The organism is Devosia sp. 63-57 (genome assembly GCF_001899045.1).
Taxonomy (GTDB): domain Bacteria; phylum Pseudomonadota; class Alphaproteobacteria; order Rhizobiales; family Devosiaceae; genus Devosia; species Devosia equisanguinis.
In genome coordinates this window covers 1,438,433-1,461,204 of the sequence record NZ_MKUY01000005.1, presented here as the reverse complement: position 1 = coordinate 1,461,204, position 22,772 = coordinate 1,438,433, and the positions used below count along the sequence as shown (strand labels likewise).

The window sequence follows — 22,772 nt, the reverse complement described above, 5'->3', positions numbered from 1 at the left end:
CTGCGCGCAATCCCTAGCTTTTATGCCATGACAACGCGCCTCTTCCATCGCTGCACCATTCTGCTCGCAGGATAGACGCCCTAGGCACGCTCTCGCCGGAGCCTGTTTAGGGCTCAAGGTGCATCGCACCGAAATCCGGCACCCGTCATTCCCATTCATCACCACCGTTCCGCATGTCGCGCTGTCGCGCGCCGGAACCTGAGGAGACTCACATGAACGACATTCGTCGCGATCTCTCGCCTGCCATTATTCTGGGCAAGGCTGATCACGCCAAACTCAACGCGCTGGCCAGCGCCGGGCTCGACCGCATGCCCGAACTGGCCGACCGCCTGCTCAACGAACTCGACCGCGCTCGTGTCGTCGATGACAAAAAGGTGCCCGAGGACGTGGCCCGCATGGGCTCGCGCGTCACCTATCGCACCAATGACGACAAGGAAATTGCGGTCACCCTGGTTTACCCGGCAGAAGCCAATATCGACGAAGGCAAGATTTCGGTGATGACGCCCATCGGCACCGCCCTCATCGGGCTGCGCAAGGGCCAGTCCATCACCTGGCGCGACCGCGCCGACAAGCGCCACATGCTGACCGTGCTGGATGTCGAAGCACCGGTCGCCGCGGAGTAGGACACGCCCCGCCTTCGCAGACACCTGCACACCGCTGGGTTACAACACAAGCCGTCACTCTCGGGTCGAGCCCGAGGGTGACGATCTGCTCTTTTGCCGCGTGGGGGTGTGTAGACTAGCCTATTCCGCGCCGCCGCCGGCGGTCTGCAACCAGGCTTCGCCGCAGGCCTTGGCCAGTTCGCGGATGCGCAGGATATAGCTCTGCCGCTCGGTCACCGAGATGACGCCGCGCGCATCGAGCATATTGAAATTATGCGAGGCCTTGATCACCTGCTCATAGGCCGGGATCGCCATGGTCTGCCGATTGCCGTCGGCGCCCTTGGCCAGGATGGCGCGGCATTCCTTTTCTGCATCGGCGAAATGCCGGAACAGGATTTCGGTGTCGGCGGCCTCGAAATTGTACTTCGAGGATTCCTGCTCGTTCTGCAGGAACACCTCGCCATAGGTGACCTTCTCGTCGCTTTCGCGGCCGTTGAAGTTGAGGTCATAGACGTTCTCTACGCCCTGTACATACATGGCCAGGCGCTCGAGCCCATAGGTGATTTCACCCGGAACCGGCGCGCATTCGAAGCCCGCGACCTGCTGGAAATAGGTGAACTGGCTGACTTCCATGCCGTCGCACCAGCACTCCCAGCCCAAGCCCCAAGCGCCCAGCGTCGGGCTTTCCCAGTCGTCTTCCACAAAGCGGATATCGTGCACAGAAGCGTCGAGCCCGATGGCGGCCAGCGAGTCGAGATAGAGCTGCTGGATGTTTTCCGGCGAAGGCTTCAGGATCACCTGGAACTGGTAATAGTGCTGCAGCCGGTTGGGGTTTTCGCCATAGCGGCCGTCCTTGGGCCGGCGCGAGGGCTGCACATAGGCGGCTTTCCACGGCTTTGGTCCTAGCGCACGTAATGTCGTGGCGGTGTGGAAGGTGCCGGCGCCCATCTGCATGTCGTAAGGCTGCAGGATCACGCAACCCTGCTCGGCCCAGAAATTCTGCAGCGTCAGAATAAGACCCTGGAAGGAGTTCTTCGGGTCCATGTGAGCGGGGCGAGAGGTCATCGGGCAGTCCTACGGTCTAGAGCCGGACAAACCTCTAGTTTGGCGGCTCCGGGCGGTCAATGGCGCTTGTCGGTGTCGCGCTGGTCATGCGGGCGATAGGTGCCGTCATCGTCGCGCTTGAGATCGATCACGTCGGGGCGCTGGCGTTCGGCCGCGTCGCGCTCGCGTCTGGCGATACGCGCCTGTTCCTCGTCGGTCTTGAACTTGCCGGTCCAGTCCTTCCAGATGCGGCGGATGCCCAGATAGATCAGCACGATCAGGGCAGTGAACAGGAGAATGCGCAGCAGCATCTTGCGGGAAACCTCAGGACGGGTTCGGGCGGTGGCGCAGATTTAGGGGCTCGGTCGGATCATTACCAGTCAAGACGGGCCGCACCGCGAAAAATTGCATCGAATTCTGCCGAGAATGCCCGACCGTCAGTGCCGTGCAGCACCCGGCTGGCCAGAAGTGTCAGCGGCGCGCGCGAGCCCTTGATGCCGCGAATGAGCACCCGGCTCGCAGCCTCGCCCGGCCGCGGGCAGAGCGGCAATAGCGTTATGGCCCCGAACCGCGCCGAAAAGCTCGCCAGGAGCGGCGCAAGGGCGGTGGCGGGATAAACGAAAATGACGGTGCCGCCCGCCTTTGCCGAAGCGGCAGCGCTGCGCACCCATTGGTCCAGGTCCGCCTCCGGCATATGCCGCGCGCCTGCCCGGCTCGCGTCCGGCGCAGGCGTGCCGCGTCCTGCCGCAAAGAAGGGCGGATTGGCGATCACGGCGTCAAAGCCATTATCCACAAGCCCTGCCGCGCGCCGGGCCGCAGCCGGGGCGGCAATGTCGATGGCATGCGCCTCGGCTCGGGCGGCAAAGCCATTGGCCGCGATATTCTCAGCCGCCAGGGTCAACGCCTCGGCGTCAATCTCGGCCAGAAGCGCGGTTTCAGCGAGGCCTAGCGCCAGGGCCACCAGCCCCGCCGTGCCCACGCCCGCGCCCAGATCGGCAAGTCGCGCCGTGCCCTTTGGTACCGCGGCGCCAAGCAAAACACTGTCGAGCCCGGCGCGAAAGCCGTTGCGCGGCTGCGACAGAGTGAGCCGACCGCCCAAAAAGGCGTCGCGCGTCACCGTTTGGTGTTTTACAAACTCGATTGGCTGGTCTAGGGACATCGCACCCGGATGGCTGGTTCGGTGCGACCTTATATGGGTCGCAGCGATGGTCTCAACCCGATTTGCCGTTGTGGCAACAAGGACGTTACGGCGGTGTCAGTTCTGCCCCAGATGAAAGAAAAGCCGGTGGCCAACCCGGTCGAGCGCCTGATGGCTGCGACGGCCGAGGACATGGCCCGGGTCAACGCGCTGATTCTGGATCGTGCTCACAGCCATGTCGACATGGTCCCCGAACTGGCGCGCTATCTCATCGACAGCGGCGGCAAGCGCCTGCGGCCGATGCTCACCGTTGCCACCGCGATTCTCTTCGGCCGCGGCACCGGCAATGCCGTCAATTTCGCGGCCGCCGTCGAATTCATGCACAACGCCACCCTGCTGCACGACGATGTCGTCGATGAAAGCGACATGCGCCGCGGCAAGCCGGCAGCTCGCATGGTCTGGGGCAACAAAGCATCCATCCTGGTGGGTGATTTCCTGCTCGGCCAGGCCTTCATGATGATGGTGGAAACCGGCGATATCGGCGCGCTGGGCGTGCTCTCCGCCGCCTCTGCCGTGATGGCCGAAGGCGAAGTGTTTCAACTCGCCAAGACCGGCGACCTCGCCACCACCGAGGCCGACTACGCCGAAGTCATCCGCGCCAAGACCGCCGTGTTGTTCAAGGCCGCCTGCGAAGTGGGCGCCATGTCCGGCGGTGCCGATCAGGCCGGCCGCGAGGCCCTGGCTCTCTATGGGCTTGAATTGGGCAATGCTTTCCAGCTCGTCGACGATGCGCTGGATTATGGCGGGCAGTCTGGCACGCTCGGCAAGAATGTCGGCGACGATCTGCGCGAGGGCAAGATGACCCTGCCGGTCATCCTGGCGCTGGCCGACGGCACCCAAGCAGAGCGATCAGTGATCGCCGCCGCCCTGGGCAAGGTCGATGCCAGCGATCTCGAAGTGCAGCAGGTTGTGGCCATCTTCAACCGCTACGACACCCTCAAGCGCACGCTGGACAAAGCGGAGCGACACGCCGAAGCCGCGATTGCGGCACTGTCCGAGCTCCCCGACAGCGAGATGAAATCCATCCTCGCCGACGTCGTCCGCCACAGCGTCGGCCGCGCGTCTTAGCACTCTGCCTATTGGCAATCTCAGCCTGCCTGGTGGCGATGCCGTCGCTTCAAACCAGATCGAGCGGTGGCCTGTCGACCTGCGTCGTGGTTTCCACTTGGCACCTTTGGTTTCGCCGCGCATTATCGCGCTCAAATCACCTTGAGGCTTATCCATGTCCGTCGGTCTTCTCGCCCTTCTCGATGATGTTGCGGGGCTTGCCAAGGTGGCGGCGGCGTCGCTGGACGATATTGCCGGACAGGCCGCCAAGGCCGGGATCAAGGCCGCAGGCGCGGTGGTGGACGATGCGGCGGTGACGCCGCGCTATGTCGATGGTTTCTCCTCGGATCGCGAGTTGCCGATCGTCGGCAAGATCGCCTGGGGATCGGTGCGCAACAAGCTGCTGTTCCTGTTGCCGGCCGCGCTGATCCTCAGCCTTGTCGCGCCATGGATCATCACCCCCATCCTGATGCTGGGTGGGGCTTATCTGTGCTACGAAGGCGCAGAGAAGGTCTATCATGCGCTCAAGCCGCATGAAGCCGAGGCGCATGAGGCTAGCCTCGAGCCGGTGGCGCTCGATCCGCAGACCCTGGAAGACACCAAGGTGGCCAGCGCCATCAAGACCGACTTCATTCTCTCGGCCGAGATCATGACCATCGCGCTGGCCGCGATCGAGGTGAACAATTTCTGGACGCGCGCGGCCATATTGGCGCTGGTGGGCGTGGGGATCACAGCGCTAGTCTATGGCGCCGTGGCGCTGATCGTGAAAGCCGATGATTTCGGCGTGCTGCTGGCCCGCAGGGGACGGCTGGACCTGACGCGCAAGTTCGGACGCTGGTTGGTGCGCGCCATGCCGCTGGCGATGCAAGTTCTGGGCGTGGTCGGCACGGCTGCCATGATCTGGGTCGGCGGCGGCATCCTGATCCACGGCCTCGACAGCTTCGGCATCGCGGCGCCCGAGCATATGGTGGAGGCCGCGGCCGAATGGGCCGAGCATGCCCTGCCCGCCATTGCCGGCTTTGCCGGCTGGGCCATGACCGCATTGATTGACGGGATCGTCGGACTGATCCTGGGCCTGTTGCTGATCCCTGTCGCCGGTTATGTGCTGGCGCCGGCATGGCGGGCAATCAAGCGCCTGTTGCCCAAGCGCGCCGCGGCTTGAGGGGAGGGAGGCGAAAGAGTCCAGAGTATGCCTTGTTTGAAGAAATTAGGGCCGCAATAGCGGAGCGGCGGCGAACCAGTGTTGTGGTCGGCGCAGGCGCAATTCGTGCGCGGCGCCATGGGCCTGGCTGGCGGAGCCGAAAAGGCCGAACACCGTAGCGCCGGAGCCGGACATGCGGGCCAGAATGCAGCCCTGGGTCTGGGCGAGGTCGTCGATGAGATCGCCGATTTCAGGCACGAGCTTGATGGCGGGGGGCTGCAGGTCGTTGCGGGTTTCGGCCAGCCACAATCCCAGTTGCGCGGGGCGCGTCAGCGGCGACGGGAGGGCGGGCAGCGGATAATTGTCATGCGCCCGCAGACGACGGAACACATCGGCTGTGACCACCGGGATGAGCGGATTGGCCAAAACAATATGCAGCTCCGGAAAATCCGGGAGCGGCGAAAGGATTTCGCCAACACCGCGCGCCACCAGCGGTCGTGACAACAGGCAGGCCGGCACGTCAGCGCCTAAGGTCGCCGCCAGGTCGGCCAGATCGACCACAGGCACCTGTTCGGACGACAATTCCGCCATCAATCTCAGCGCCGCGGCGGCATCGGCCGAGCCGCCGCCGATACCGGCCGCCACCGGCAGGTTTTTCACCAGATGCATGGCGAGGCCTGCCGGCGCAATTTCAGGCCAGCGCTTCCGAAAGGCTGCCGTGGCGCGCAGGACAAGATTGGTCGGCCCGGCGCCCAGGCCGGATGCAAAAGGGCCGGAAATCTCGAGGCTATCTGCAGCCGCCGGCTTTGCCTCCAACTCGTCGGCAATGTCCGCGAAGACAATCAGGCTTTCGAGGTCGTGATAGCCGTCTTCACGCCGCCGCGTGACATGCAGCGCCAGATTGACCTTGGCCGGCGCTGCCTGAACGGATGGGGCAACCATGCTATTCGGAGGCGGTCTTTTCGGTGAGGCCTTCGGCCAGCTTGGCTTCGGCCCGATCGCGTACATGACCGCCTTCGGTATCCATGGCCTTGGCGATCTGCCACTGGAAGCCGGCCTCGAGCTTGCGCCCGGCCTCCCAATAGACATCGCCGAGATGGTCGTTGATCTCGGGATCGTTGGGGCGAAGCATGACAGCGCGTTCGAGGGTTTCGACGGCGTCGTCGAGGCGGCCGAGCTTGTAGAAGGCCCAGCCGAGCGAATCGACGATGTAGCCGTCGCGCGGCTGCATCTCGACCGCCTTCTCGATCATTTCCAGCGCCCTCTCCAGGTGCATGTCCTGATCGATCCAGCTGTAGCCGAGATAGTTCAGCACCTGCGGCTGTTCCGGATTGAGCTCCAGCGCCTTAAGGAAATCCGCCTCGGCCTTGGGCCATTCCTTGGCGCGCTCATAGGCAATGGCGCGCACATAGTAATAGCGCCAGTCGGCCGGAGCGTCGCCGCCGGTCAGTTCGATGGCGTGGCTATAGGCGGCAGCGGCGTCGAGATATTGCTCGTCATAGCGCAGCAGATCGCCCAGCGCCGAAACCGCGTCCAGATCGTCGGGATTGGTGGCGACGATATTGCGCAGGCGGCGCAGGGCTTCGGAGCGATTGCCGATGGCATCGAGGTTTTGCGCGATGCGCACCACGGCCGCCGGCTTCATCGGTGAATTGGCGGGAACCGCATCATAGATGCGGTTGGCGGCCTCGTGCTGGCCGGCATTGTCGAGCAGTTGGGCCGCGGTGAGCGGAATGACGTCGGAGCTCGGATTGAGGTAGTTGGCCAGGCGCAGGAATACCAGCGCCAGATCGGAACTGCCATCGCGGGCCAGGGCGGCGCCGATGCCCTGATACATCTCTGCCGCGCCGATCTGCGCATTGGCGACGAAGACGCCGGGGCGCTTGCCGCTGGCAATCGTGGCCTTGACCGCCGTCAGCTCGGGATGGCTGAGCCCCTGGGCTTCGAACTCGTTGATCACATCGAGCGCCGCATCGAACTGGCCGTCATTGGCCAGCATGCGCGCATAGATTTCGACGACGCGGGGCACATAGGGTTCGACATCATAGGCTTTTTCGGCCAGTTCCAGCGCCTTGGCCTTGTTACCCGATGCCTCGGCCATCAGCGTGCGATGGAAAACCAGAAAATCTTCGAGGCCGCGCTGCCCGAGCTTGCCGAGCAGTTGCTCGGCCTCTTCGCCGCGGCCATCGCCCACCAGGGCCCAGGCCCGCAGAATGCCGGCGGTGATGCCGCTGAACGTATCCTGAGGAACCTGCGCCAGAGCGCGTTCGGCGGCGCCATAGCGACGCTCCTTGAGAGCGACGCTGGCCTGCACCAGCTCCGCCAGTTCATTGCCCTTCTGCAGATCAAGCAGATGCTTGGCCATTTCCGCGGCCTGCGGAATTTGTCCATCGGCGGCGGCGGCGAAGAAGGCGCGCTCGGCCAGAATGGGATTGTCCCAATCGCCCTGCACGGCCTGACCGAAATAGCGCGCGGCTTCGTCGGTGCGCAGGTCTTTCATCGCCTCCTGGCCGGCAATGAACGAACCCGAAATGCTGGGGCGCAGGAGCTTCAGGAAGTCGAGGGCTCCGGTTGGCGCGGTTTCGGCCATGGTGGGCAGGCTGAATGCCGACAGCATCAGAGCCAAGGCAAATGGGCGCGCCAGTCGGTTCTTGAGCAGGATCACGTTACTGAAGTCTCCCTGTGCCGAGTACGGCAGGATTTGGCGGCAAAGATTGTCCGTTTTGCGACTGCGCCGCAAGGTCGGCAAGACAAGTGCCGGTCACATTCCGCTGTAGTTGGGACCGCTGCCGCCTTCGGGCGGGACCCATGTGATGTTTTGCGCCGGGTCCTTGATATCGCATGTCTTGCAGTGGACGCAGTTGGCGGCGTGGATACGGAAGATCGGCGCCCCGCCTTCCTCGGCCAGTTCATAGACACCGGCGGGACAATAAAGCGGAGCTGGCTCTCCATAGACGGGCAGATTGTCACGCACCGGCACGGCTGGATCGGCCAGGCGAAGATGCACCGGCTGGTCTTCATCGTGAGAAAGATTGGCCAGGAAAACCGAGGAGGCGCGGTCGAAACGCGTGGTGCCGTCCGGGCGCTCATAGACGCGGCCCTGCACCTGATCGCGGCGCTTCAAACCGACATGGTCGGGCTTGCGGTGATGCAGGGTGCCCAGCAAGGACCGGCCAAAAATGGCCGAGGTCCACAGATCGATGCCGATGGCGAGGCTGCCTGCGATGGTTCCGAGGCGGGACCAGAGCGGCTTGGCGTTGCGCACACCCTTGAGCTCGCGCTCGATGCCGGTTTGCATGATGCGATGGGCGAAGTCGTCGATCACATCGTGTTGACGACCGGCGGCTATGGCTTCGCCCACCGCATCGGCGGCGCCGATGCCCGAGAGGATGGCATTGTGGATTGCCTTGAGGCGCGGCGCATTCATGAAGCCGGCCGAGCAGCCGATCAGCCCGCCGCCGGCAAAGGCCAGGGTGGGAATGGACTGCCAACCGCCAGCGGTGACCACGCGCGCGCCATAGGACAGGCGCGTCGCGCCCTCCAGCAATGGTGCGATGGACTTGTGGGTCTTGAAGCGCTGAAATTCGTCGAAGGGCGAAAGGGTGGGATCGGCATAATCGAGATAGGTGACAAGGCCGAGATAGAGTTTTCGGTCCTCTGCATGATAGGCGAAGCCACCGCCGGCGGTGGCATTGTCGAGTGGAAAGCCGAGATAGTGATCGACGCGGCCAGGCTGGTGCAGCGCCGCTGGGATTTCCCAGACTTCCTTGATGCCGAGACCATATTTTTGCGGATCGTTGGCCAGCGCGTTATCGGCGATGATGTGCTTGGCCAGCGAGCCCCGCGCGCCTTCGGCAATGAGGGTATATTTAGCTTCCAGGGCAATGCCTTCGGCAAAGCCGGGCTTGGGCTCGCCCTTGGCGTCGCGGCCGAGATCGCCGGTGATGACGCCCCTTACGGCAGCCCCCTCCCCGCCCAGAACGTCGACAGCGGCGGTCATGGGGAAGATATCAACACCTAGCTCGGCGGCCTGATCGCCGAGCCACTGCACCAGCCGGCCCAGGCTGACGATCACGGCGCCCGGCGTTTTCATCTGCGGCGGCACCAGCCCATGGGGGATGGCGAAATCGCCGCCGGCGGTGAGGAAATGGAAGCTGTCTCGGGTCACGGCGGGACCGACCGGCGCACCTTTGAGCCGCCAGTCGGGAATGAGCGCGTCGAGGCCCACAGGGTCCATAACCGCGCCGGAAATGATATGGCCGCCGATCTCGGCGGATTTTTCCACGACGGTGACGGCAAGATCGGGATGGCGCTGCTTGAGGCGGATGGCGGCGGAAAGTCCGGCGGGGCCCGCTCCGACGATCAACACATCGGTGGAAAGCGTTTCGCGACTGCCCGCTTGTGCCATGGGGAAAGCATCCTCAACCTCGGGGCAAGACTGGAGCCCCCGGACGGGGTGTGACATAACGGGCCCGATGTCTCAAGATCGCAGCCTCGATAACGCCGAACTACTCGCCGTGCTGGACTGGTATCAGTCCGCCGGTGTGGACCTGGCCGTGGGTGAGGCGCCGGTGGACAGGTTTGCCCAGATCGCGCCGGCGCCGCAGGCGATTGCGCCGCGCCCAGCGCAACCGAACCAGACCGCCGCTGCGGCGGCGCCGGTGCCTGCCGCGGCGCTGGGCGGGGACCCCAGCGAGGCACGGCAGCTGGCGGCATCGGCGCAGTCTCTCGAGCAATTGCGCGGCATTCTGGACGGATACAATGGCTGTGGTCTCAAATTCCGCGCCACCCAGCTGGTGTTTGCCGATGGCAATCCCGAGGCCAAAATCATGCTGATCGGCGAAGCGCCGGGGGCGGAAGAGGACAGACAGGGCAAGCCGTTCGTTGGACGCTCTGGGCAGCTGCTCGACCGCATGCTGGCGGCGATCGGGCTCGACCGAACCAAGGTCTATATCGTCAACACCGTGCCATGGCGGCCGCCCGGCAACCGGACGCCGACGCCGGAAGAAATGGAACTCTGCCTGCCATTCCTTAACCGGCAGGTGGAGCTGGTGGCGCCAAGCCTGGTGATGACCTTGGGCGGGCCGGCCATGCAAACGGTGTTCAAGACCACCAATGGTATCATCAAGATGCGCGGCAAGTGGCAACGGGTCGCCATTGGCGGCCATGAGGTCGACGCCGTGCCGACGCTGCACCCGGCTTACCTGCTGCGCAATCCCGCTGCCAAACAGCAGGCCTGGCGGGACCTATTGGGCTTGAAGGTCAAAATGGCGGAACTGGGACTGGGTTGATGGCGCTCCCCCGGCGCTCTATATTTGGCGCTTGGATGGAGTATTGGCCATGCCGAATACAGCCAGAACTTATACAGCCGAAGAAGAAGCAGAAATGCGAGCTGCGGGATTGCGGCCGGTGACGATTTGGGTGCCGGATTTCGATTCACCCGAGTTCAAGGAGAGGTGTGCGCAAGAAGCCCGCCTTCTCGCTCGGGCCGACGCTGAAGACCCAACGATCGACAGCTTTCTCGACGCTGCCAACCAGGAATTGGCAGAGTATCTAGACCAGTTGGAAAAGTGAAACGCGGCGATATCGTCATCGTCGCGCTTCCCGGCGATCTGGGCAAACCGCGCCCCGCATTAATTCTGCAATCGGATTTGTTTTCCGAAACAGGCAGCGTTGTCCTGGTTCCGATCACCTCCACCGTCGTTGAATCAATGATCCGACTTACCGTACAGCCCAAACCCGGCAACGGGCTGCGTGAACTTTCCCAGATCATGACGGATCGCATTACCACCACCGGCAGAGTAAAGGTGGGACAGGTCATCGGCCGGCTTGACCAGGAGACTATGCAAGAGGTCAGCAAGCGACTGACGCTCTTTATCGGCCTCGTCTGATAAAATTCAGGAACCGGGCGCAATCGGCCCTCGCAAACGCGGAATGCCGCGTTATGGTCACGCTTGAGTGATTTGCAACGATTGATCTGCTTACAGACCCGAAAGCGCCATGGCTTCCGTTATCAAGATTTATGCTCTTTTTCTCGGTTCGGCCCTGCTCATGTTTGGCGGTGGCCTGCAGGGTTTGCTGCTTTCGGTGCGCGGCGCCGAGGAAGGGTTTTCGCTACTGTCGCTGGGCCTGATCGGTACCGGCTGGTCGGTTGGGTTCGTGGCCGGTTCGCTGTTCGTGCCGCTGATCGTGCGCAAGGTCGGCCATATCCGTGCCTTTTCGGTCATGGCGGCCATCGGCACCGTCACCATTCTGCTCAATCTGCTGCTGGTCAACGATGTCAGCTGGATCCTGCTGCGGGCCCTCTCCGGCTTCTGTTTTGCCGGTGCTGCCATGATCGTGGAAAGCTGGCTCAACGAGGTGGCGGATAACAAGAACCGCGGAACGGTGTTTTCGATCTATGTGACCATCAACATGGCCGCCTCCACCATGGGGCAGCTGGCCATGTCGGTCACAGGCACGGCGGGGTATATTCCTTTTGTTGTCGGCGCCATCAGCTTTATCTGCGCGGTTCTGCCCACTGCCCTCACCTCCAGCCCGCAGCCGCGGCCATTGCAATCGGCCAAGCTCGATCTCAAGCTGCTCTACAAGACCTCGCCGGTGGCGGCGATCGCGGCCTTTTCCTGCGGCATGGCCAATGGGGCCTTCGGCACGCTGGCGCCGGTTTACGGCTATGAACAGGGGCTAGATGCCAGTGGTATCGCGCTGCTTTTTGCCATCGCCGCCATTTTGGGCGCCGTGGCACAGGTGCCGTTTGGCCGGCTTTCCGACCGGATCGACCGCCGTCTGGTCCTCATTGGCCTATCCAGCTTCGCCGCGCTCGTGGGCGCGCTGACGGCGATCATCAATCCCGATGCGGGCTGGGCCATGTATGTGCTGTTTGCCGCCTATGGCTTTGCGGCCAACCCGATCTATGCGGTCGCGGTGGCCCATGCCAACGACTTCGCCAAGGATGGCGAATTTGCCAAGATCGCCGGAGGCATGCTGCTCATTCTGGGTACGGGCCTGGCCATCGGGCCGGCCGTCGCTTCGATGATCATGGGCGCCTGGAGCCCTGTTGGACTCTTCGTGGTTACCGCCACTTTCCACGGCGCCCTGGCCGGCACTGCCTATCTGCGCATGCGCGTACGCAAGAGCCCCGACGCTTCGAGCCGCGCGCCGTTCCAGCCAATGAGCGACAAGCAGGCGACGCCGGAAAGCTTTGCACTCGATCCGCGCGCTGATAGTGATGCCGACGATTTTCCGGTGACGCGCGAAACAGCGGTGCCGGAAGAACTGATCGAAACGGTTGAGGGCGACGACGATGTTCAAAACGGCAAGATATGAAGACCGTGATCTCAAACCCGTATCGATCGCCATCGTCGTGGTCTCAGACACGCGCACGCTGGAAACCGACAAGGGCGGAAAACTGCTGCAGTCTTTGCTGGAGGCCGATGGCCACCACTGCGCCAGCCGCCAGGTGGTTCGCGACGACATCCAGTTGATCCGCGCCGCAGTGCAGGCTCTGGTCGCAGACCCACAGGTGGATGTGGTGCTGACGACGGGCGGCACTGGTTTTACCGGCCGCGACGTGACACCAGACGCCATTGAGCCGCTGTTCGACAAGCGCATGGAAGGCTTCTCGGTGCTGTTCCATCAGTATTCGGCAACCACGGTCGGCACGTCCTCGCTGCAGTCGCGGGCCACGGCCGGTCTTATCGGTGAGACCTTCGTGTTCTGCCTGCCTGGCTCCAGCGGCGCCTGCCGCGATGCCTGGGAGGGGATATTGAGCCACCAATTGGACTACCGCCACAAGCCGTGCAATTTCGTTGAGATCATGCCGCGGCTCAGCGAACGGTGAGGTTTGGCGAACAACGCGTTCGTCAGCGTTCCCTTTAACATTGCAATCAGACTGGGCATCTTTGCTGAAACGGCGCTGAACCAGCGCCCGACAGGAGATTGACCATGTCCAGAACCGCGACCGCGCCCCTGCAGGTGGGCATGGTGACGCTCAATGTGCGTGACCACAACCGGGTGGCCGACTATTACCGGCATCTGCTGGGCCTCGAGACGATCGGCCAGGATGGCACGACGGTGCAACTGGGCGTGAACGGGCTGGCCTTGCTGGAATTGCGGGGCAATGCAGCCTTGGTGCAACGCAATCCGCGCTCGGCCGGACTCTTTCATACCGCCTTCCTGATGCCGGATCGGCAAAGCCTCGGAGTCTGGCTGCGCCACGTCGCCACTGACCGGATCTCGGTGGATGGCGCATCGGACCATCTGGTCAGCGAAGCCGTCTATCTGCACGACCCCGAGGGCAATGGCATCGAGGTCTATGCCGACCGGACCCGCGCGCAGTGGGGTATCGACGGCAAGCAGATAACAATGAGCACCGAACAGCTCGATATTCCCTCGTTGCTGGATCTGGCGCCTGAAAAGAGCTGGGCCGGGGCGCCGGCCGGACTGATCGTTGGTCATATGCATCTGCAGGTGGGCGACAATGCCATCGCAGAGCCGTTCTACTCGGGCGTCCTGGGCACCGACATCACGGCGCACTATCCGGGTGCCAGCTTCTATGGTGCGGGCGGCTATCATCACCAGCTGGCGACCAATATCTGGTCGAGCCGCGGCGCCGGCCCCATCCCGCAGAACCAGACCGGCCTTGTCGGCTTCGAACTTCTGGCCGACGACGACGCGCAGCGCAGCGCCATTCTCGAGCGGGCGCAATCGAACCAAAACACGATCACCGACCCTTGGGGTCTTGCGATCACCCTCAACGTCGCCAGGGAGAGCTGAGCCATGCTCGTCAACGGAAAGTGGAGCGCCAATTGGCAGCCGGTGCAGGCCAAGGACGAAAAGGGTGGTTTCGTGCGCCAGACCTCGAGCTTCCGCAACTGGATCACCCCAGACGGCAGCACCGGGCCAACCGGAGAAGGCGGATTTGCTGCCGAGGCAGGACGCTATCATCTCTATGTGGCACTGATCTGCCCCTGGGCTTCCCGCACCATCATCGCGCGGAAGCTCAAGGGCCTGGAAGACGTCATCTCCATGTCCGTTGTCGAACCCGAGCTAACCGAGGAAGGCTGGCGCTTTGCCACGCCGGACCCGATCAACGGTGCAACCTACATGCACGAGATTTATACCAGGGCCGATCCGCAGATCAGCGGCCGCGCCACCGTGCCGGTGCTGTGGGACAAGCAGCGCAATACCATCGTCAACAATGAGAGCGCCGACATTCTGCGCATGCTCAATTCGGGCTTTGGCGGCCTGGCTTCCGACGCCTACGATCTCTATCCGGATACACTGCGCACTGAGATAGACGCGCTGAACGACTATATCTATCCGCGCCTCAATAACGGGGTGTACCGCGCCGGCTTTGCCACCACGCAACTGGCCTATGACGAGGCTTTCGCCGATGTGTTCACGGCACTCGATGCGCTGGAAGAGCGGCTTGCGGGCAAGGCGTACCTGTTGGGGGATATGCTCACCGAAACCGACATTCGCGCCTTTGTGACGCTGGTGCGGTTCGACGCGGCCTATTACGGGCTGTTCAAGACCAACCTCAAGCGTATTGCCGACTATCCCAATCTGCAGGCCTATATGCTGCGCGTACTGGATATTCCGGGGGTGCGAGAAACGGTGAATATCGACCATATCAAGCGCGGCTATTATTCGATCAAGTCGCTCAATCCCAATGGCATAGTCCCGCGGGGGCCAGATATTGCCGGGCTCGATAGGGTGGCGCGCTGATCGGAGCAGGAACAGCTGCGTTCGCGGCTATCCCCACACCGCGCGAGTGGTCGGTCCCGGCGGGAACTGTCAGGCAGCGCGCTCAATGGCGAGATAGGCGTCGGGTTTGGCGAACATAACCCGATCGCGCCCATCGTCCTTGGCGGCATAGAGGGCGCTGTCGGCGCGCTTGAACGCAGCCTTCCAGTTCGGCTCCTCCGAGAGCACAAGGCTGACGCCGACGCATAGCGTCACCAAGCGGTCAACGCCGCACAGCCGCCAATCGCGTTCCGAACAGGCAAGACGAATACCATGCGCCAGGGCGCCCGCCTCGGCCATGCTGAGCCGCGGAATCAACACAGCAAATTCTTCGCCGCCAAAGCGCGAGATAACAGCAGTGCCCGGCAGGATGGAGCGCAGGATATCGGCCAGCCCTGCCAGCACCAGATCGCCGGCCTCATGGCCAAAATCATCATTGATCAGCTTGAAGCGATCGACATCCACCAGCAATATAGCAGCCCCCTGCCCCATCGGGGTCATGGGGGCGGCAACAGCGTCGAAGCCGCGCCGGTTGAGCAGGCCTGTCAGCGGGTCACGTTCGGCCGCGCTGCGATAGCCGGCCAACATCTGAGAGACAATCGATCCCATGGCCGCCAAAGCAAAGCCGACGCTCAGCACGCCCACCGCAACCTGGTTGTAATAGGCATAGGACGAGGCCGCAAAATCGGACAGTGCCGGGCTGATACCCACCAGCACGTTGAAGATGAAGAGACGCACGATAATGTCGAGCACGACAATGCCTGCCACCGCGACGAGCACGCGATCGGGCAAGGTATGGGCGCGCCAAATAACGGAAGCGAGCGGCACGCCGAGCAGTATGGCAACAGAGATGTCCGCGACCGTCAGTTCCAGCGGGAGACTGGCAAAGCCCTCGACGGCCACGATGACCATGGCGTAGGCCAGGAGCGCGAAGATAATACGCGGGGCAATCATGCGCGGCGCACGGAAGTGAAGCAGCAGCGCATCGCCGTAGCAATAAAAGGAAACCAGAAAGGCCGCATTGGCCAGTAGCGATTGCAGGGCGAAAGGGAGAGGCAATATGGGCGCAATGAAGCCTAGCGCGCCGAACAGGAAAGCCAGCCCCCAGGCGCGTGCGGACTTTGGTCCTGACCAGCCAACGGCCAGAAAGGTGATCGCGAACAGGATCATCGTCGAGGGAAGCAGAAACGCCAAGTGGTCCATGGGCCCGGCCAGTGTGGTCGCAAGCCTCAAGTGCTGCCATTCAATCCTACAAACAATGCCGTTAAAAAAGCGGTTCGATGGCGATGACAACTGGTCTCAAAAACAAACGGCGCCCCGAGGGGCGCCGTCTCTGTTCAGTGACCGGCGGGGGCCATTCCGCCAGGCGCCACCTCCGGCTTGCGCACGAAAAAGGCGGCCACAACCATGGCCAGCGAAATGATGGCACCGCACAGGAAACCGGCGCGAATGCCGGCGGCCAGCGCGTCAATGCCATCGAGCCCTTCGGCGATTCCGGAGGCTGTCCGCAGGCTCATCACTGCAACGAAGAGCGCGATACCGGCAGCACCGGCAACCTGCTGGACCGAACCCAGAATGGCGCTGGCGTGGGAGTAAAGCGGCATCGGCACCGACCCCATGGACGAGGTAAAGAGCGGGGTGAAGGTCAAGGCCAGGCCGAAGCTCAACGTGATGTGACCGGCAACCACGGCCCAGACCGGAGTGTACTGGCTGACGAAAGTCAGTGCCCACATGACGGCGGAGACCAGGATCACGCCCGGCACCAGCAATGGGCGCGGGCCAATCTTGTCGTAGAGCCGACCGACGATCGGCCCCATCAGCCCCATGAGCAGGCCGCCCGGCAGCAGCAGCATACCAGTCTGCAGCGTGTCGAGGCCAAGCACGCTTTGCGTATAGATCGGCAGCAGGATGGAGGAACCGAGCAGCGCCACCATAGCAATGGCCATGGTGATCAGCGCCATGGTGTAATTGCGATGCTGGAGCGTGCGCAGATCGAGCAGCGCCTTGTTATCCTTGGCGAGATTGATCTGACGCCAGATGAACACCGCCATTGCAACGACGCCAACCACGATGGGCAGCCAGGCCGGAATGGCCGAACCATGCTCGGCGCCTTCACCAAGGCTGGAGAGGCCATAGACGATGCCACCAAAGGCAAGGGCCGAGACGATGACCGAGAACACATCCAGCGGCGCATAGCGCGGATTTGAGACATTGCGGATGCGCATGGCGCCGAGCACCAGCGCACCGATGGCGATGGGCAGCGTGAAGTAGAACATGAAGCGCCAGTCGAAATGCGCCAGGATGAAGCCGCCAATGGTCGGGCCGATAGCGGGAGCCACCGACATGACGATGGAGATATTGCCCATGGTCTTGCCACGGCCCTCTGGCGGCACCAGGGTCATGACCGTGGTCATCAGCAAGGGCATCATGATCGCGGTGCCGGTGGCCTGCACCACGCGGCCGAAAATCAACAGTTCGAGCCCCGGCGCCAGCGCACAGATCAGCGTGCCCACGGAAAAAACGGACATGGCGATCATGTAGATCGGGCGCGTATTGATGCGCTGGAGCAGGAAACCGGTGACTGGAATGACGACGGCCATGGTCAGCAGGAACGCCGTGGTCAGCCACTGCGCGGCGCTGGCTGTCACTTCGAGATCCTTCATGAGGTGGGGAATGGCCACGCTCATGATGGTCTCGTTGAGAAATACCACGAAGGTCGATACGAGCAGGATGGCGATCACCAGCCGATTGCGCGCAGCATTGTCGGGGTGGTGCGGCGCGCTGGTCGGCGCGGCGTCCATGGTTGCGTCCATTGTCATCTCAGTCCCTCATGGCTGTGCGTGTCGGCAAGACGACGGAGCGACCCATCGGCTTTCGACACCGCTTCCAAAAAATTCGTGACAGACCCTGTCAGCAACAAATCGGGCGCACGCGAAACCGAGATGGGATCGGGATCGCGGGATAAGGCGCAGGACAATGTGTTAACGGGTGGGCCGGCCCAGGCGCGGTTGTCTACGCCAGTGCGGCTGGGCCGTAAAGTCTTGTAATGCAGGCCGGCCATGCCGATATGGTAGGCAGGAAATGTCATCCAAACAAGTTCGTTCTTGTTTTGTTCTCGTGTTGCTGTTAAGTCTTTTGCGTGTCGGAAGGCAGCGATTCTGCCGCCGTCGCAGGCAGGAGAACACGAAATGGCCCTCTATCAGGCCCCATCCTTCGAAGCCCTGGAACGCTTGAGCCGCAGCCGCGACGCCGACCTGGCGCGGCGCGAGCTGGAAAATCCGGACCGTATTCGCGGCCGCGGTGCGCAATCGAACCGCACGGGCCGGTTCGAGGTGCACCAGCGTGAAGGCTTTGACGATGGCTGGAACAATGTGGAGCCCCTGCCGGTGTTCGAGACCATCGAGCACACTGAGCGCGCCAAGAGCATCATCACCACCAATGACAGCCCCGATATCGGTTTTGATCGCTCGATCAACGCCTATCGCGGCTGCGAGCATGGCTGCTCCTACTGCTTTGCGCGGCCCACCCACGCCTATCTCGGCCATTCGGCCGGGATCGACTTCGAGCGCGATATTTATGTGAAGACCAACGCCGTGGAGGCATTGCGCGCCGAATTGGGGGCAAAGTCCTACCGGCCCAAGCCTATTGCCATGGGCACCAATACCGATCCCTATCAGCCGGCCGAGCGCAAGCACAAGCTGACGCGCGGCATTCTGGAGGTGATGCTGGAGACCAGGCATCCAGTGATGATTACCACCAAGTCAGCCCTGATTCTGCGCGATCTGGACCTGCTCACCGAGCTGGCCAAGCTCAACCTGGTGAAGGTGGCGATTTCGGTGACGTCGATGGATCACAAGCTCAGCCGCAAGATGGAGCCGCGCGCTTCCTCGCCTGCACGGCGGCTGGAAGCCATCCGCGTCTTGTCGGAGGCCGGCGTGCCCACCGCCATTTTCGCCTCGCCGATGATCCCTGCGATCAACGACATGGAGCTCGAACGCATTCTCGATGCCGGCAAGGCGCAGGGTGCCGTCAGCGCACAGATGATCCTGCTGCGGCTGCCGGGCGAAGTGCGCGACGTGTTCCGCGAATGGCTGCTGCGCCATTTCCCCGACCGGGTGCGCCATGTGCTGTCGCTGGTGCGCGACACACGCGGCGGCAAGGATTACGATTCCCGCTGGGGCACGCGCATGACCGGCGAAGGCCCTTATGCCACCCTGCTGCGCCAGCGCCTCGACAAGGCCCGGGAGCGGCTGGAACTCGACGCCAAATTGCCGCCGCTGCGCATCGACCTGTTCGAGGCCCCGACGCTGGAAAGCCGACAGATGAGCCTGTTCTGAAAAGACAAGGTCGGCGCGACTGCAAGGCTCGGGCCCGCGGGTCGGCCCTTAGTACTCCGCCACCTTTCGCGCATAGATGTCCATGAAGTCGAGCGAAGCAAGGACACCTTGCAGGGACAGGCGCACCTCGAGCGGCTGATCGCGGCCGGTAAGGGGCACAGAAAGGGTGACTGCATTGCGGTTTTTCATCTTGTCGATGATCCCGGTCTCGACCACATCATCGGTGATGAAGAACTGATTAATGGTGTTGAAACGGGTTTCGATGCCGGAGCCCATGGGCAGGCTGATGGGAGGCTCACCACCGAAGCGCAGTTCCATGGGACGGGTGGGGTCATAATCGCCCTCCTCGCCGGCAATGGTAATGGCAAGGTCGAGCTTGCCGTCGAGGCGATTGCGAACAAGGGTCAGCTTGTAGGAGGGCAAATTGGCGCCGTTGAGCGTTTGGCTACCGGTGCTGGCAAAGCAGGAATAGCCGTAGAAATCGGTGGCGTCCTCGTCGATCTTGTCGGGACAGGCCGCCAGCCAGTCGCGATTATATTCGCGCCATTCGCCATAGGGGTGGTGAAACGGGGCCGCCACGGCGGGCATGGCCATAAGCAGGCCGACGGCAAAGCATGTCGCTAGGCGCATTGTTGTCTCTCAATCGCTTTGCCCCCCGGCACGGACTCTTATATCAGGGTCAATGTGCTGGGAAAATGGAGGCGACGCCATGGACATCGAAAAGCTTGGCCCCCTGACGCTGGCCTTTTTGCCCAGTGAAGGGCCGCTGCAGGGCAGCGAAGCGGATGCTGTCGACATTATCGGCAACACCTATGGGACCGGCGCCGAGATGGTGGTGGTGCCGGTGGGCCGGCTGGTGCCGGAATTTCTCCAACTCGACACGCGCGTTGCCGGGCTGTTTTTCCAGAAGATGCAGAATTACAGCCTGCGGCTGGCCGTGATCGGCGATATTTCCGAACGCATGGCCGCCAGCAAGGCGCTTCGCGACTTCGTCGGCGAAACCAACCGCATCGGCCACCATTTATTCGTCCCTGACCGGGCGGCGCTGGTCGCCGCGCTCGAGCGAGGGCGCTGATGGCAAGGCGTTTGCGACCAGAGGGCGACGATCTTTTCGCCACCATGCCCGAGACCCCGGACTTTTCTCATGAAACCATGCTGATCGAGCGCGGGGCGCGGATCGTGGTCGGCGTCGATGAGGCCGGACGCGGACCGCTGGCTGGCCCTGTCGTGGTGGCAGCGGTCCATCTTGATCCGCACAATATCCCCGCCGGCCTCAACGATTCCAAAAAGCTCAATGCTGCCCAGCGCGAGGCACTCTATGCCGAGATCATGGCAAGCAGCGCGGTGGCCATAGCCAGCGCACCACCGGGTGAAATCCTCAGCCTTAACATTCGAGGCGCGACGCTTGCCGCCATGGCACGGGCCGTGCGCGCCCTGCCCTATGCCGCCGATCGGGTGCTGGTCGATGGACGTGACGTGCCGCCGGGACTGCCCTGCCCCGGCCTGGCGCTGATCGGTGGGGACGGACGCAGCGTGTCGATTGCCGCGGCCTCCATCATCGCCAAGGTGACGCGCGACCGCATGTGCGCAGTCATGGATTGCGACACACCGCAATTCGGCTTTGCCGGTCACAAGGGCTATGGAACTGCCGCGCACTTGAATGCGCTCAACACACATGGACCCTGCCGCCACCACCGGAACGGGTTTGCGCCGGTTACGGCGTTGCTGATGCGGCGGACAACGGTTGTGGTTGCCGGTTAACCCCTCGCTAACCCCTTGCGAACGCTCCATTAACCCTGACGGGCTATAACGGGACTGTTAGTACTGCGTTAGGGTTAAGTGTATGTTGCGTACCGCGCGTACGGCCCGCAAGGCCGATGCGGAGAGGGAGGCGACCCGCCTTCCAATCGACACCATTCTCGTGGGCGATTGCATCGACCACATGAATGCCTTGCCGGCCGGCTCCGTCGATCTGATCTTCGCCGATCCCCCCTATAACCTGCAGCTGGCGGAGGGCCTGACCCGCCCCGACCAGTCCAAGGTCGATGCGGTGGACGACGACTGGGACAAGTTTGACAGCTTTGCCCATTACGATGCCTTTACCCGCGGCTGGCTGCGCGCCGCCCGCAGGGTGCTCAAGCCCAATGGCGCCATCTGGGTCATCGGCAGCTATCACAATATTTTCCGCGTCGGCACCGCGCTTCAGGATCTGGACTACTGGATGCTGAACGATGTCATCTGGCGCAAGGCCAATCCCATGCCCAATTTCCGCGGCACGCGCTTTACCAATGCGCACGAAACGCTGATCTGGGCGGCGAAAAGTCAGAAGAGCCGCGTCACCTTCAATTACGAAGCCATGAAGCTGGCCAATGACGATACGCAGATGCGCAGCGACTGGCTGTTTCCCATCTGCACCGGGGCGGAGCGGCTGAAGAACGAGGACGATGGCAAGGTCCATCCGACCCAGAAGCCCGAAGCGCTGCTGTTCCGCATTCTCAATGCCACGACCAAGCCGGGCGATATCGTGCTCGACCCGTTCTTCGGCACCGGCACCACCGGGGCGGTGGCGCGCAAACTGGGCCGGCATTTCATCGGCATCGAGCGTGAACCAGCATATATCGAAGCTGCCCGCACCCGCATCGCCACCATACGTCCGGGGGTATTCGAGGCGCTGCAGTCGGTGACGCCGAAACGCAAGGAAGTGCGCATTCCCTTCGGCTCATTGGTCGAGCAAGGACTTATTGAACCGGGCGCGCAACTCTTCGACTTAACGAAACGTTACTCTGCCATGGTTCGTGCAGACGGCTCGCTCGTCTCGGGTCCACACCAGGGGTCGATCCACAAGGTCGGCGCGCTGGTTCAGGGAGCCGAGGCATGCAACGGGTGGACCTTCTGGCATCACGACTTCCTTGGCGTCGCCGAGCCCATCGACACCCTTCGGGCCAGCGTTCGTCAAAAACTTGATTTGCTTTCTGCCTGATCCTGACCTCCAATCACGTCTCAGGCTCTATCCACTGGCCGCCGGTTTGCCCCGGCGGCCTTTTTCTTTGCGCAATCGGCCAGTCAGGCGCCTTGAGCATGCGCCTCCCATTCGCGGCGCAAAATGGCGTATTGCATGGTGTTTTCGTAGATGGGCCTACCATCGGCATCGTTCATGAACGTCACATATTCGATGAACATGCCTTCACGCCGCATGCCCAGTTTTTCGCACAAACGCTGCGAGGCGACATTGTGATCCTCGACATAGGCATAGATGCGCCGCGCATTCTGCTCTTGGAAAAGCTGCGCTAAAAACGCCTTGGCCGACTCGAAGGCATAGCCCTTTCCCGAGAAAGCGGGATTGAAATTCCAGCCGACCGAAATCGTGTCCGGCACAGCAGCGAACGGGTCTTCTTCGACATGGGCGAAAAGATCGCCGATCACCTCGTCGGTCTGCTTGAGACACACGGCAATATAGCCATCTTCGGCAGCGCGCTTGCTCACCTCGATTTCCGCCGCAGCCAGATCGGCAAGCTTGAGCGACAGGAAGCAGCCGGCCGTGGGCGCCTCGAGATAGGCGAACAGCGCCGGGGCATCACCATCGCGAAATTTCCGCAGGGTCAGGCGCTCGGTTTGGATGGTTTGCATTTCTTCGTCTTTCAATCTTTGTGAGTGAC

The 22,772-nt window shown here is 62.6% G+C and carries 24 protein-coding genes; 14 read left to right on the top strand and 10 right to left on the bottom strand.

Translation table 11 applies throughout. The features are described 5' to 3' along the window. Positions 1-212 precede the first annotated feature (212 nt). Positions 213-623 carry a nucleoside diphosphate kinase regulator gene (gene rnk / locus BGO80_RS15305; protein WP_126149631.1) on the top strand — a complete coding sequence of 137 codons (411 nt, stop codon included), beginning with the start codon at positions 213-215 and terminating at the stop codon, positions 621-623. 120 nt (positions 624-743) lie between these two features. Here rnk and BGO80_RS15300 read toward each other — a convergent pair whose 3' ends face one another. From BGO80_RS15300 to BGO80_RS15290, 3 genes are all read right to left on the bottom strand, one after another. Next, positions 744-1,667, bottom strand: coding sequence for a glycine--tRNA ligase subunit alpha (locus BGO80_RS15300; RefSeq protein WP_286722145.1), 924 nt, complete (start codon positions 1,665-1,667; stop codon positions 744-746). 56 nt (positions 1,668-1,723) lie between these two features. Then, a complete protein-coding gene (locus BGO80_RS15295) occupies positions 1,724-1,957 on the bottom strand; it encodes a hypothetical protein (protein ID WP_286722144.1) in 234 nt (77 codons plus the stop codon). A gap of 62 nt (positions 1,958-2,019) precedes the next feature. After that, positions 2,020-2,763, bottom strand: coding sequence for a tRNA1(Val) (adenine(37)-N6)-methyltransferase (locus BGO80_RS15290; protein ID WP_286722143.1), 744 nt, complete (start codon positions 2,761-2,763; stop codon positions 2,020-2,022). A gap of 153 nt (positions 2,764-2,916) precedes the next feature. On the opposite strand from BGO80_RS15290, the gene BGO80_RS15285 reads away from it, so the two are divergent. Continuing rightward, on the top strand, positions 2,917-3,912 hold the full coding sequence (locus BGO80_RS15285; RefSeq protein WP_286723054.1) for a polyprenyl synthetase family protein: 996 nt from the start codon (positions 2,917-2,919) through the stop codon (positions 3,910-3,912). Positions 3,913-4,066: 154 nt separating this feature from the next. After that, positions 4,067-5,053: a DUF808 domain-containing protein gene (locus tag BGO80_RS15280; RefSeq protein ID WP_126149635.1), complete on the top strand. Its 987-nt coding sequence runs from the start codon at positions 4,067-4,069 to the stop codon at positions 5,051-5,053. A 45-nt stretch (positions 5,054-5,098) separates the two neighbouring features. Here BGO80_RS15280 and BGO80_RS15275 read toward each other — a convergent pair whose 3' ends face one another. The 3 genes from BGO80_RS15275 to BGO80_RS15265 all read right to left on the bottom strand — a co-directional run bounded on the left by BGO80_RS15275 (position 5,099) and on the right by BGO80_RS15265 (position 9,440). Then, positions 5,099-5,974, bottom strand: a complete 876-nt coding sequence (locus tag BGO80_RS15275) for a 4-(cytidine 5'-diphospho)-2-C-methyl-D-erythritol kinase (protein WP_126149636.1) — start codon at positions 5,972-5,974, stop codon at positions 5,099-5,101. A 1-nt stretch (position 5,975) separates the two neighbouring features. Continuing rightward, positions 5,976-7,697, bottom strand: coding sequence for a tetratricopeptide repeat protein (locus BGO80_RS15270; protein ID WP_286722142.1), 1,722 nt, complete (start codon positions 7,695-7,697; stop codon positions 5,976-5,978). A 96-nt stretch (positions 7,698-7,793) separates the two neighbouring features. Beyond that, positions 7,794-9,440: an electron transfer flavoprotein-ubiquinone oxidoreductase gene (locus BGO80_RS15265; RefSeq protein ID WP_286722141.1), complete on the bottom strand. Its 1,647-nt coding sequence runs from the start codon at positions 9,438-9,440 to the stop codon at positions 7,794-7,796. Positions 9,441-9,507: 67 nt separating this feature from the next. On the opposite strand from BGO80_RS15265, the gene BGO80_RS15260 reads away from it, so the two are divergent. The 7 genes from BGO80_RS15260 (at position 9,508) to BGO80_RS15230 (ending at position 14,761) form a co-directional block, all read left to right on the top strand. Further along, the gene (locus BGO80_RS15260; RefSeq protein WP_286722140.1) at positions 9,508-10,323 is read left to right on the top strand and encodes a uracil-DNA glycosylase; all 816 of its coding nucleotides are present in this window, start codon (positions 9,508-9,510) and stop codon (positions 10,321-10,323) included. A gap of 49 nt (positions 10,324-10,372) precedes the next feature. After that, positions 10,373-10,606, top strand: coding sequence for an antitoxin MazE-like protein (locus tag BGO80_RS15255; RefSeq protein ID WP_126149640.1), 234 nt, complete (start codon positions 10,373-10,375; stop codon positions 10,604-10,606). Next, positions 10,603-10,923 carry a type II toxin-antitoxin system PemK/MazF family toxin gene (locus BGO80_RS15250; RefSeq protein WP_286722139.1) on the top strand — a complete coding sequence of 107 codons (321 nt, stop codon included), beginning with the start codon at positions 10,603-10,605 and terminating at the stop codon, positions 10,921-10,923. Before BGO80_RS15255 ends, BGO80_RS15250 begins: the two co-directional genes overlap by 4 nt. 109 nt (positions 10,924-11,032) lie before the next feature. Next, a complete protein-coding gene (locus tag BGO80_RS15245; protein WP_126149642.1) occupies positions 11,033-12,358 on the top strand; it encodes an MFS transporter in 1,326 nt (441 codons plus the stop codon). Next, complete coding sequence (gene moaB, locus BGO80_RS15240; protein ID WP_286722138.1) at positions 12,336-12,872, top strand: molybdenum cofactor biosynthesis protein B; 537 nt, start codon at positions 12,336-12,338, stop codon at positions 12,870-12,872. Before BGO80_RS15245 ends, moaB begins: the two co-directional genes overlap by 23 nt. 104 nt (positions 12,873-12,976) lie before the next feature. Continuing rightward, positions 12,977-13,807, top strand: a complete 831-nt coding sequence (locus tag BGO80_RS15235) for a VOC family protein (protein ID WP_286722137.1) — start codon at positions 12,977-12,979, stop codon at positions 13,805-13,807. Positions 13,808-13,810: 3 nt separating this feature from the next. Continuing rightward, positions 13,811-14,761 (top strand): glutathione S-transferase family protein, encoded by a 951-nt coding sequence (locus tag BGO80_RS15230; RefSeq protein WP_286722136.1) that lies wholly within the window; start codon positions 13,811-13,813, stop codon positions 14,759-14,761. A gap of 69 nt (positions 14,762-14,830) precedes the next feature. Here BGO80_RS15230 and BGO80_RS15225 read toward each other — a convergent pair whose 3' ends face one another. Both BGO80_RS15225 and BGO80_RS15220 read right to left on the bottom strand, forming a co-directional pair. After that, a complete protein-coding gene (locus BGO80_RS15225; RefSeq protein WP_286722135.1) occupies positions 14,831-16,012 on the bottom strand; it encodes a GGDEF domain-containing protein in 1,182 nt (393 codons plus the stop codon). 104 nt (positions 16,013-16,116) lie between these two features. Beyond that, a complete protein-coding gene (locus BGO80_RS15220; protein ID WP_286722134.1) occupies positions 16,117-17,598 on the bottom strand; it encodes an MDR family MFS transporter in 1,482 nt (493 codons plus the stop codon). Positions 17,599-17,967: 369 nt separating this feature from the next. Between BGO80_RS15220 and BGO80_RS15215 the strand changes: the two genes are divergently transcribed. Then, positions 17,968-19,116: a PA0069 family radical SAM protein gene (locus BGO80_RS15215; RefSeq protein WP_286722133.1), complete on the top strand. Its 1,149-nt coding sequence runs from the start codon at positions 17,968-17,970 to the stop codon at positions 19,114-19,116. 48 nt (positions 19,117-19,164) lie between these two features. Here BGO80_RS15215 and BGO80_RS15210 read toward each other — a convergent pair whose 3' ends face one another. Beyond that, positions 19,165-19,746, bottom strand: a complete 582-nt coding sequence (locus BGO80_RS15210; RefSeq protein WP_126149649.1) for a hypothetical protein — start codon at positions 19,744-19,746, stop codon at positions 19,165-19,167. Positions 19,747-19,825: 79 nt separating this feature from the next. On the opposite strand from BGO80_RS15210, the gene BGO80_RS15205 reads away from it, so the two are divergent. From BGO80_RS15205 to BGO80_RS15195, 3 genes are all read left to right on the top strand, one after another. Beyond that, positions 19,826-20,191: a DUF4180 domain-containing protein gene (locus BGO80_RS15205; RefSeq protein ID WP_126149650.1), complete on the top strand. Its 366-nt coding sequence runs from the start codon at positions 19,826-19,828 to the stop codon at positions 20,189-20,191. After that, positions 20,191-20,877: a ribonuclease HII gene (gene rnhB, locus BGO80_RS15200; protein ID WP_502686564.1), complete on the top strand. Its 687-nt coding sequence runs from the start codon at positions 20,191-20,193 to the stop codon at positions 20,875-20,877. The genes BGO80_RS15205 and rnhB overlap by 1 nt, the downstream gene beginning before the upstream one ends. Before the next feature lie 82 nt (positions 20,878-20,959). Then, a complete protein-coding gene (locus BGO80_RS15195) occupies positions 20,960-22,096 on the top strand; it encodes a site-specific DNA-methyltransferase (protein WP_286722132.1) in 1,137 nt (378 codons plus the stop codon). Between the two features lie 83 nt (positions 22,097-22,179). Here BGO80_RS15195 and BGO80_RS15190 read toward each other — a convergent pair whose 3' ends face one another. Then, on the bottom strand, positions 22,180-22,743 hold the full coding sequence (locus BGO80_RS15190; RefSeq protein WP_286722131.1) for a GNAT family N-acetyltransferase: 564 nt from the start codon (positions 22,741-22,743) through the stop codon (positions 22,180-22,182). Between the last annotated feature and the right edge of the window lie 29 nt (positions 22,744-22,772).

Bases quoted from the DNA above. Each gene is read 5' to 3' on its own strand.
- BGO80_RS15230 (WP_286722136.1), top strand. From the start codon at position 13,811: ATGCTCGTCAACGGAAAGTGGAGCGCCAATTGGCAGCCGGTGCAGGCC.
- BGO80_RS15285 (WP_286723054.1), top strand. From the start codon at position 2,917: ATGAAAGAAAAGCCGGTGGCCAACCCGGTCGAGCGCCTGATGGCTGCG.
- BGO80_RS15260 (WP_286722140.1), top strand. From the start codon at position 9,508: ATGTCTCAAGATCGCAGCCTCGATAACGCCGAACTACTCGCCGTGCTG.
- moaB (WP_286722138.1), top strand. From the start codon at position 12,336: ATGTTCAAAACGGCAAGATATGAAGACCGTGATCTCAAACCCGTATCG.
- BGO80_RS15265 (WP_286722141.1), bottom strand. From the start codon at position 9,440: ATGGCACAAGCGGGCAGTCGCGAAACGCTTTCCACCGATGTGTTGATC.
- rnhB (WP_502686564.1), top strand. From the start codon at position 20,191: ATGGCAAGGCGTTTGCGACCAGAGGGCGACGATCTTTTCGCCACCATG.
- BGO80_RS15300 (WP_286722145.1), bottom strand. From the start codon at position 1,667: ATGACCTCTCGCCCCGCTCACATGGACCCGAAGAACTCCTTCCAGGGT.
- BGO80_RS15255 (WP_126149640.1), top strand. From the start codon at position 10,373: ATGCCGAATACAGCCAGAACTTATACAGCCGAAGAAGAAGCAGAAATG.
- BGO80_RS15215 (WP_286722133.1), top strand. From the start codon at position 17,968: ATGGCCCTCTATCAGGCCCCATCCTTCGAAGCCCTGGAACGCTTGAGC.
- BGO80_RS15280 (WP_126149635.1), top strand. From the start codon at position 4,067: ATGTCCGTCGGTCTTCTCGCCCTTCTCGATGATGTTGCGGGGCTTGCC.
- BGO80_RS15205 (WP_126149650.1), top strand. From the start codon at position 19,826: ATGGACATCGAAAAGCTTGGCCCCCTGACGCTGGCCTTTTTGCCCAGT.
- BGO80_RS15245 (WP_126149642.1), top strand. From the start codon at position 11,033: ATGGCTTCCGTTATCAAGATTTATGCTCTTTTTCTCGGTTCGGCCCTG.
- BGO80_RS15195 (WP_286722132.1), top strand. From the start codon at position 20,960: ATGTTGCGTACCGCGCGTACGGCCCGCAAGGCCGATGCGGAGAGGGAG.
- BGO80_RS15190 (WP_286722131.1), bottom strand. From the start codon at position 22,743: ATGCAAACCATCCAAACCGAGCGCCTGACCCTGCGGAAATTTCGCGAT.
- BGO80_RS15220 (WP_286722134.1), bottom strand. From the start codon at position 17,598: ATGACAATGGACGCAACCATGGACGCCGCGCCGACCAGCGCGCCGCAC.
- BGO80_RS15210 (WP_126149649.1), bottom strand. From the start codon at position 19,746: ATGCGCCTAGCGACATGCTTTGCCGTCGGCCTGCTTATGGCCATGCCC.
- BGO80_RS15295 (WP_286722144.1), bottom strand. From the start codon at position 1,957: ATGCTGCTGCGCATTCTCCTGTTCACTGCCCTGATCGTGCTGATCTAT.
- rnk (WP_126149631.1), top strand. From the start codon at position 213: ATGAACGACATTCGTCGCGATCTCTCGCCTGCCATTATTCTGGGCAAG.
- BGO80_RS15235 (WP_286722137.1), top strand. From the start codon at position 12,977: ATGTCCAGAACCGCGACCGCGCCCCTGCAGGTGGGCATGGTGACGCTC.
- BGO80_RS15275 (WP_126149636.1), bottom strand. From the start codon at position 5,974: ATGGTTGCCCCATCCGTTCAGGCAGCGCCGGCCAAGGTCAATCTGGCG.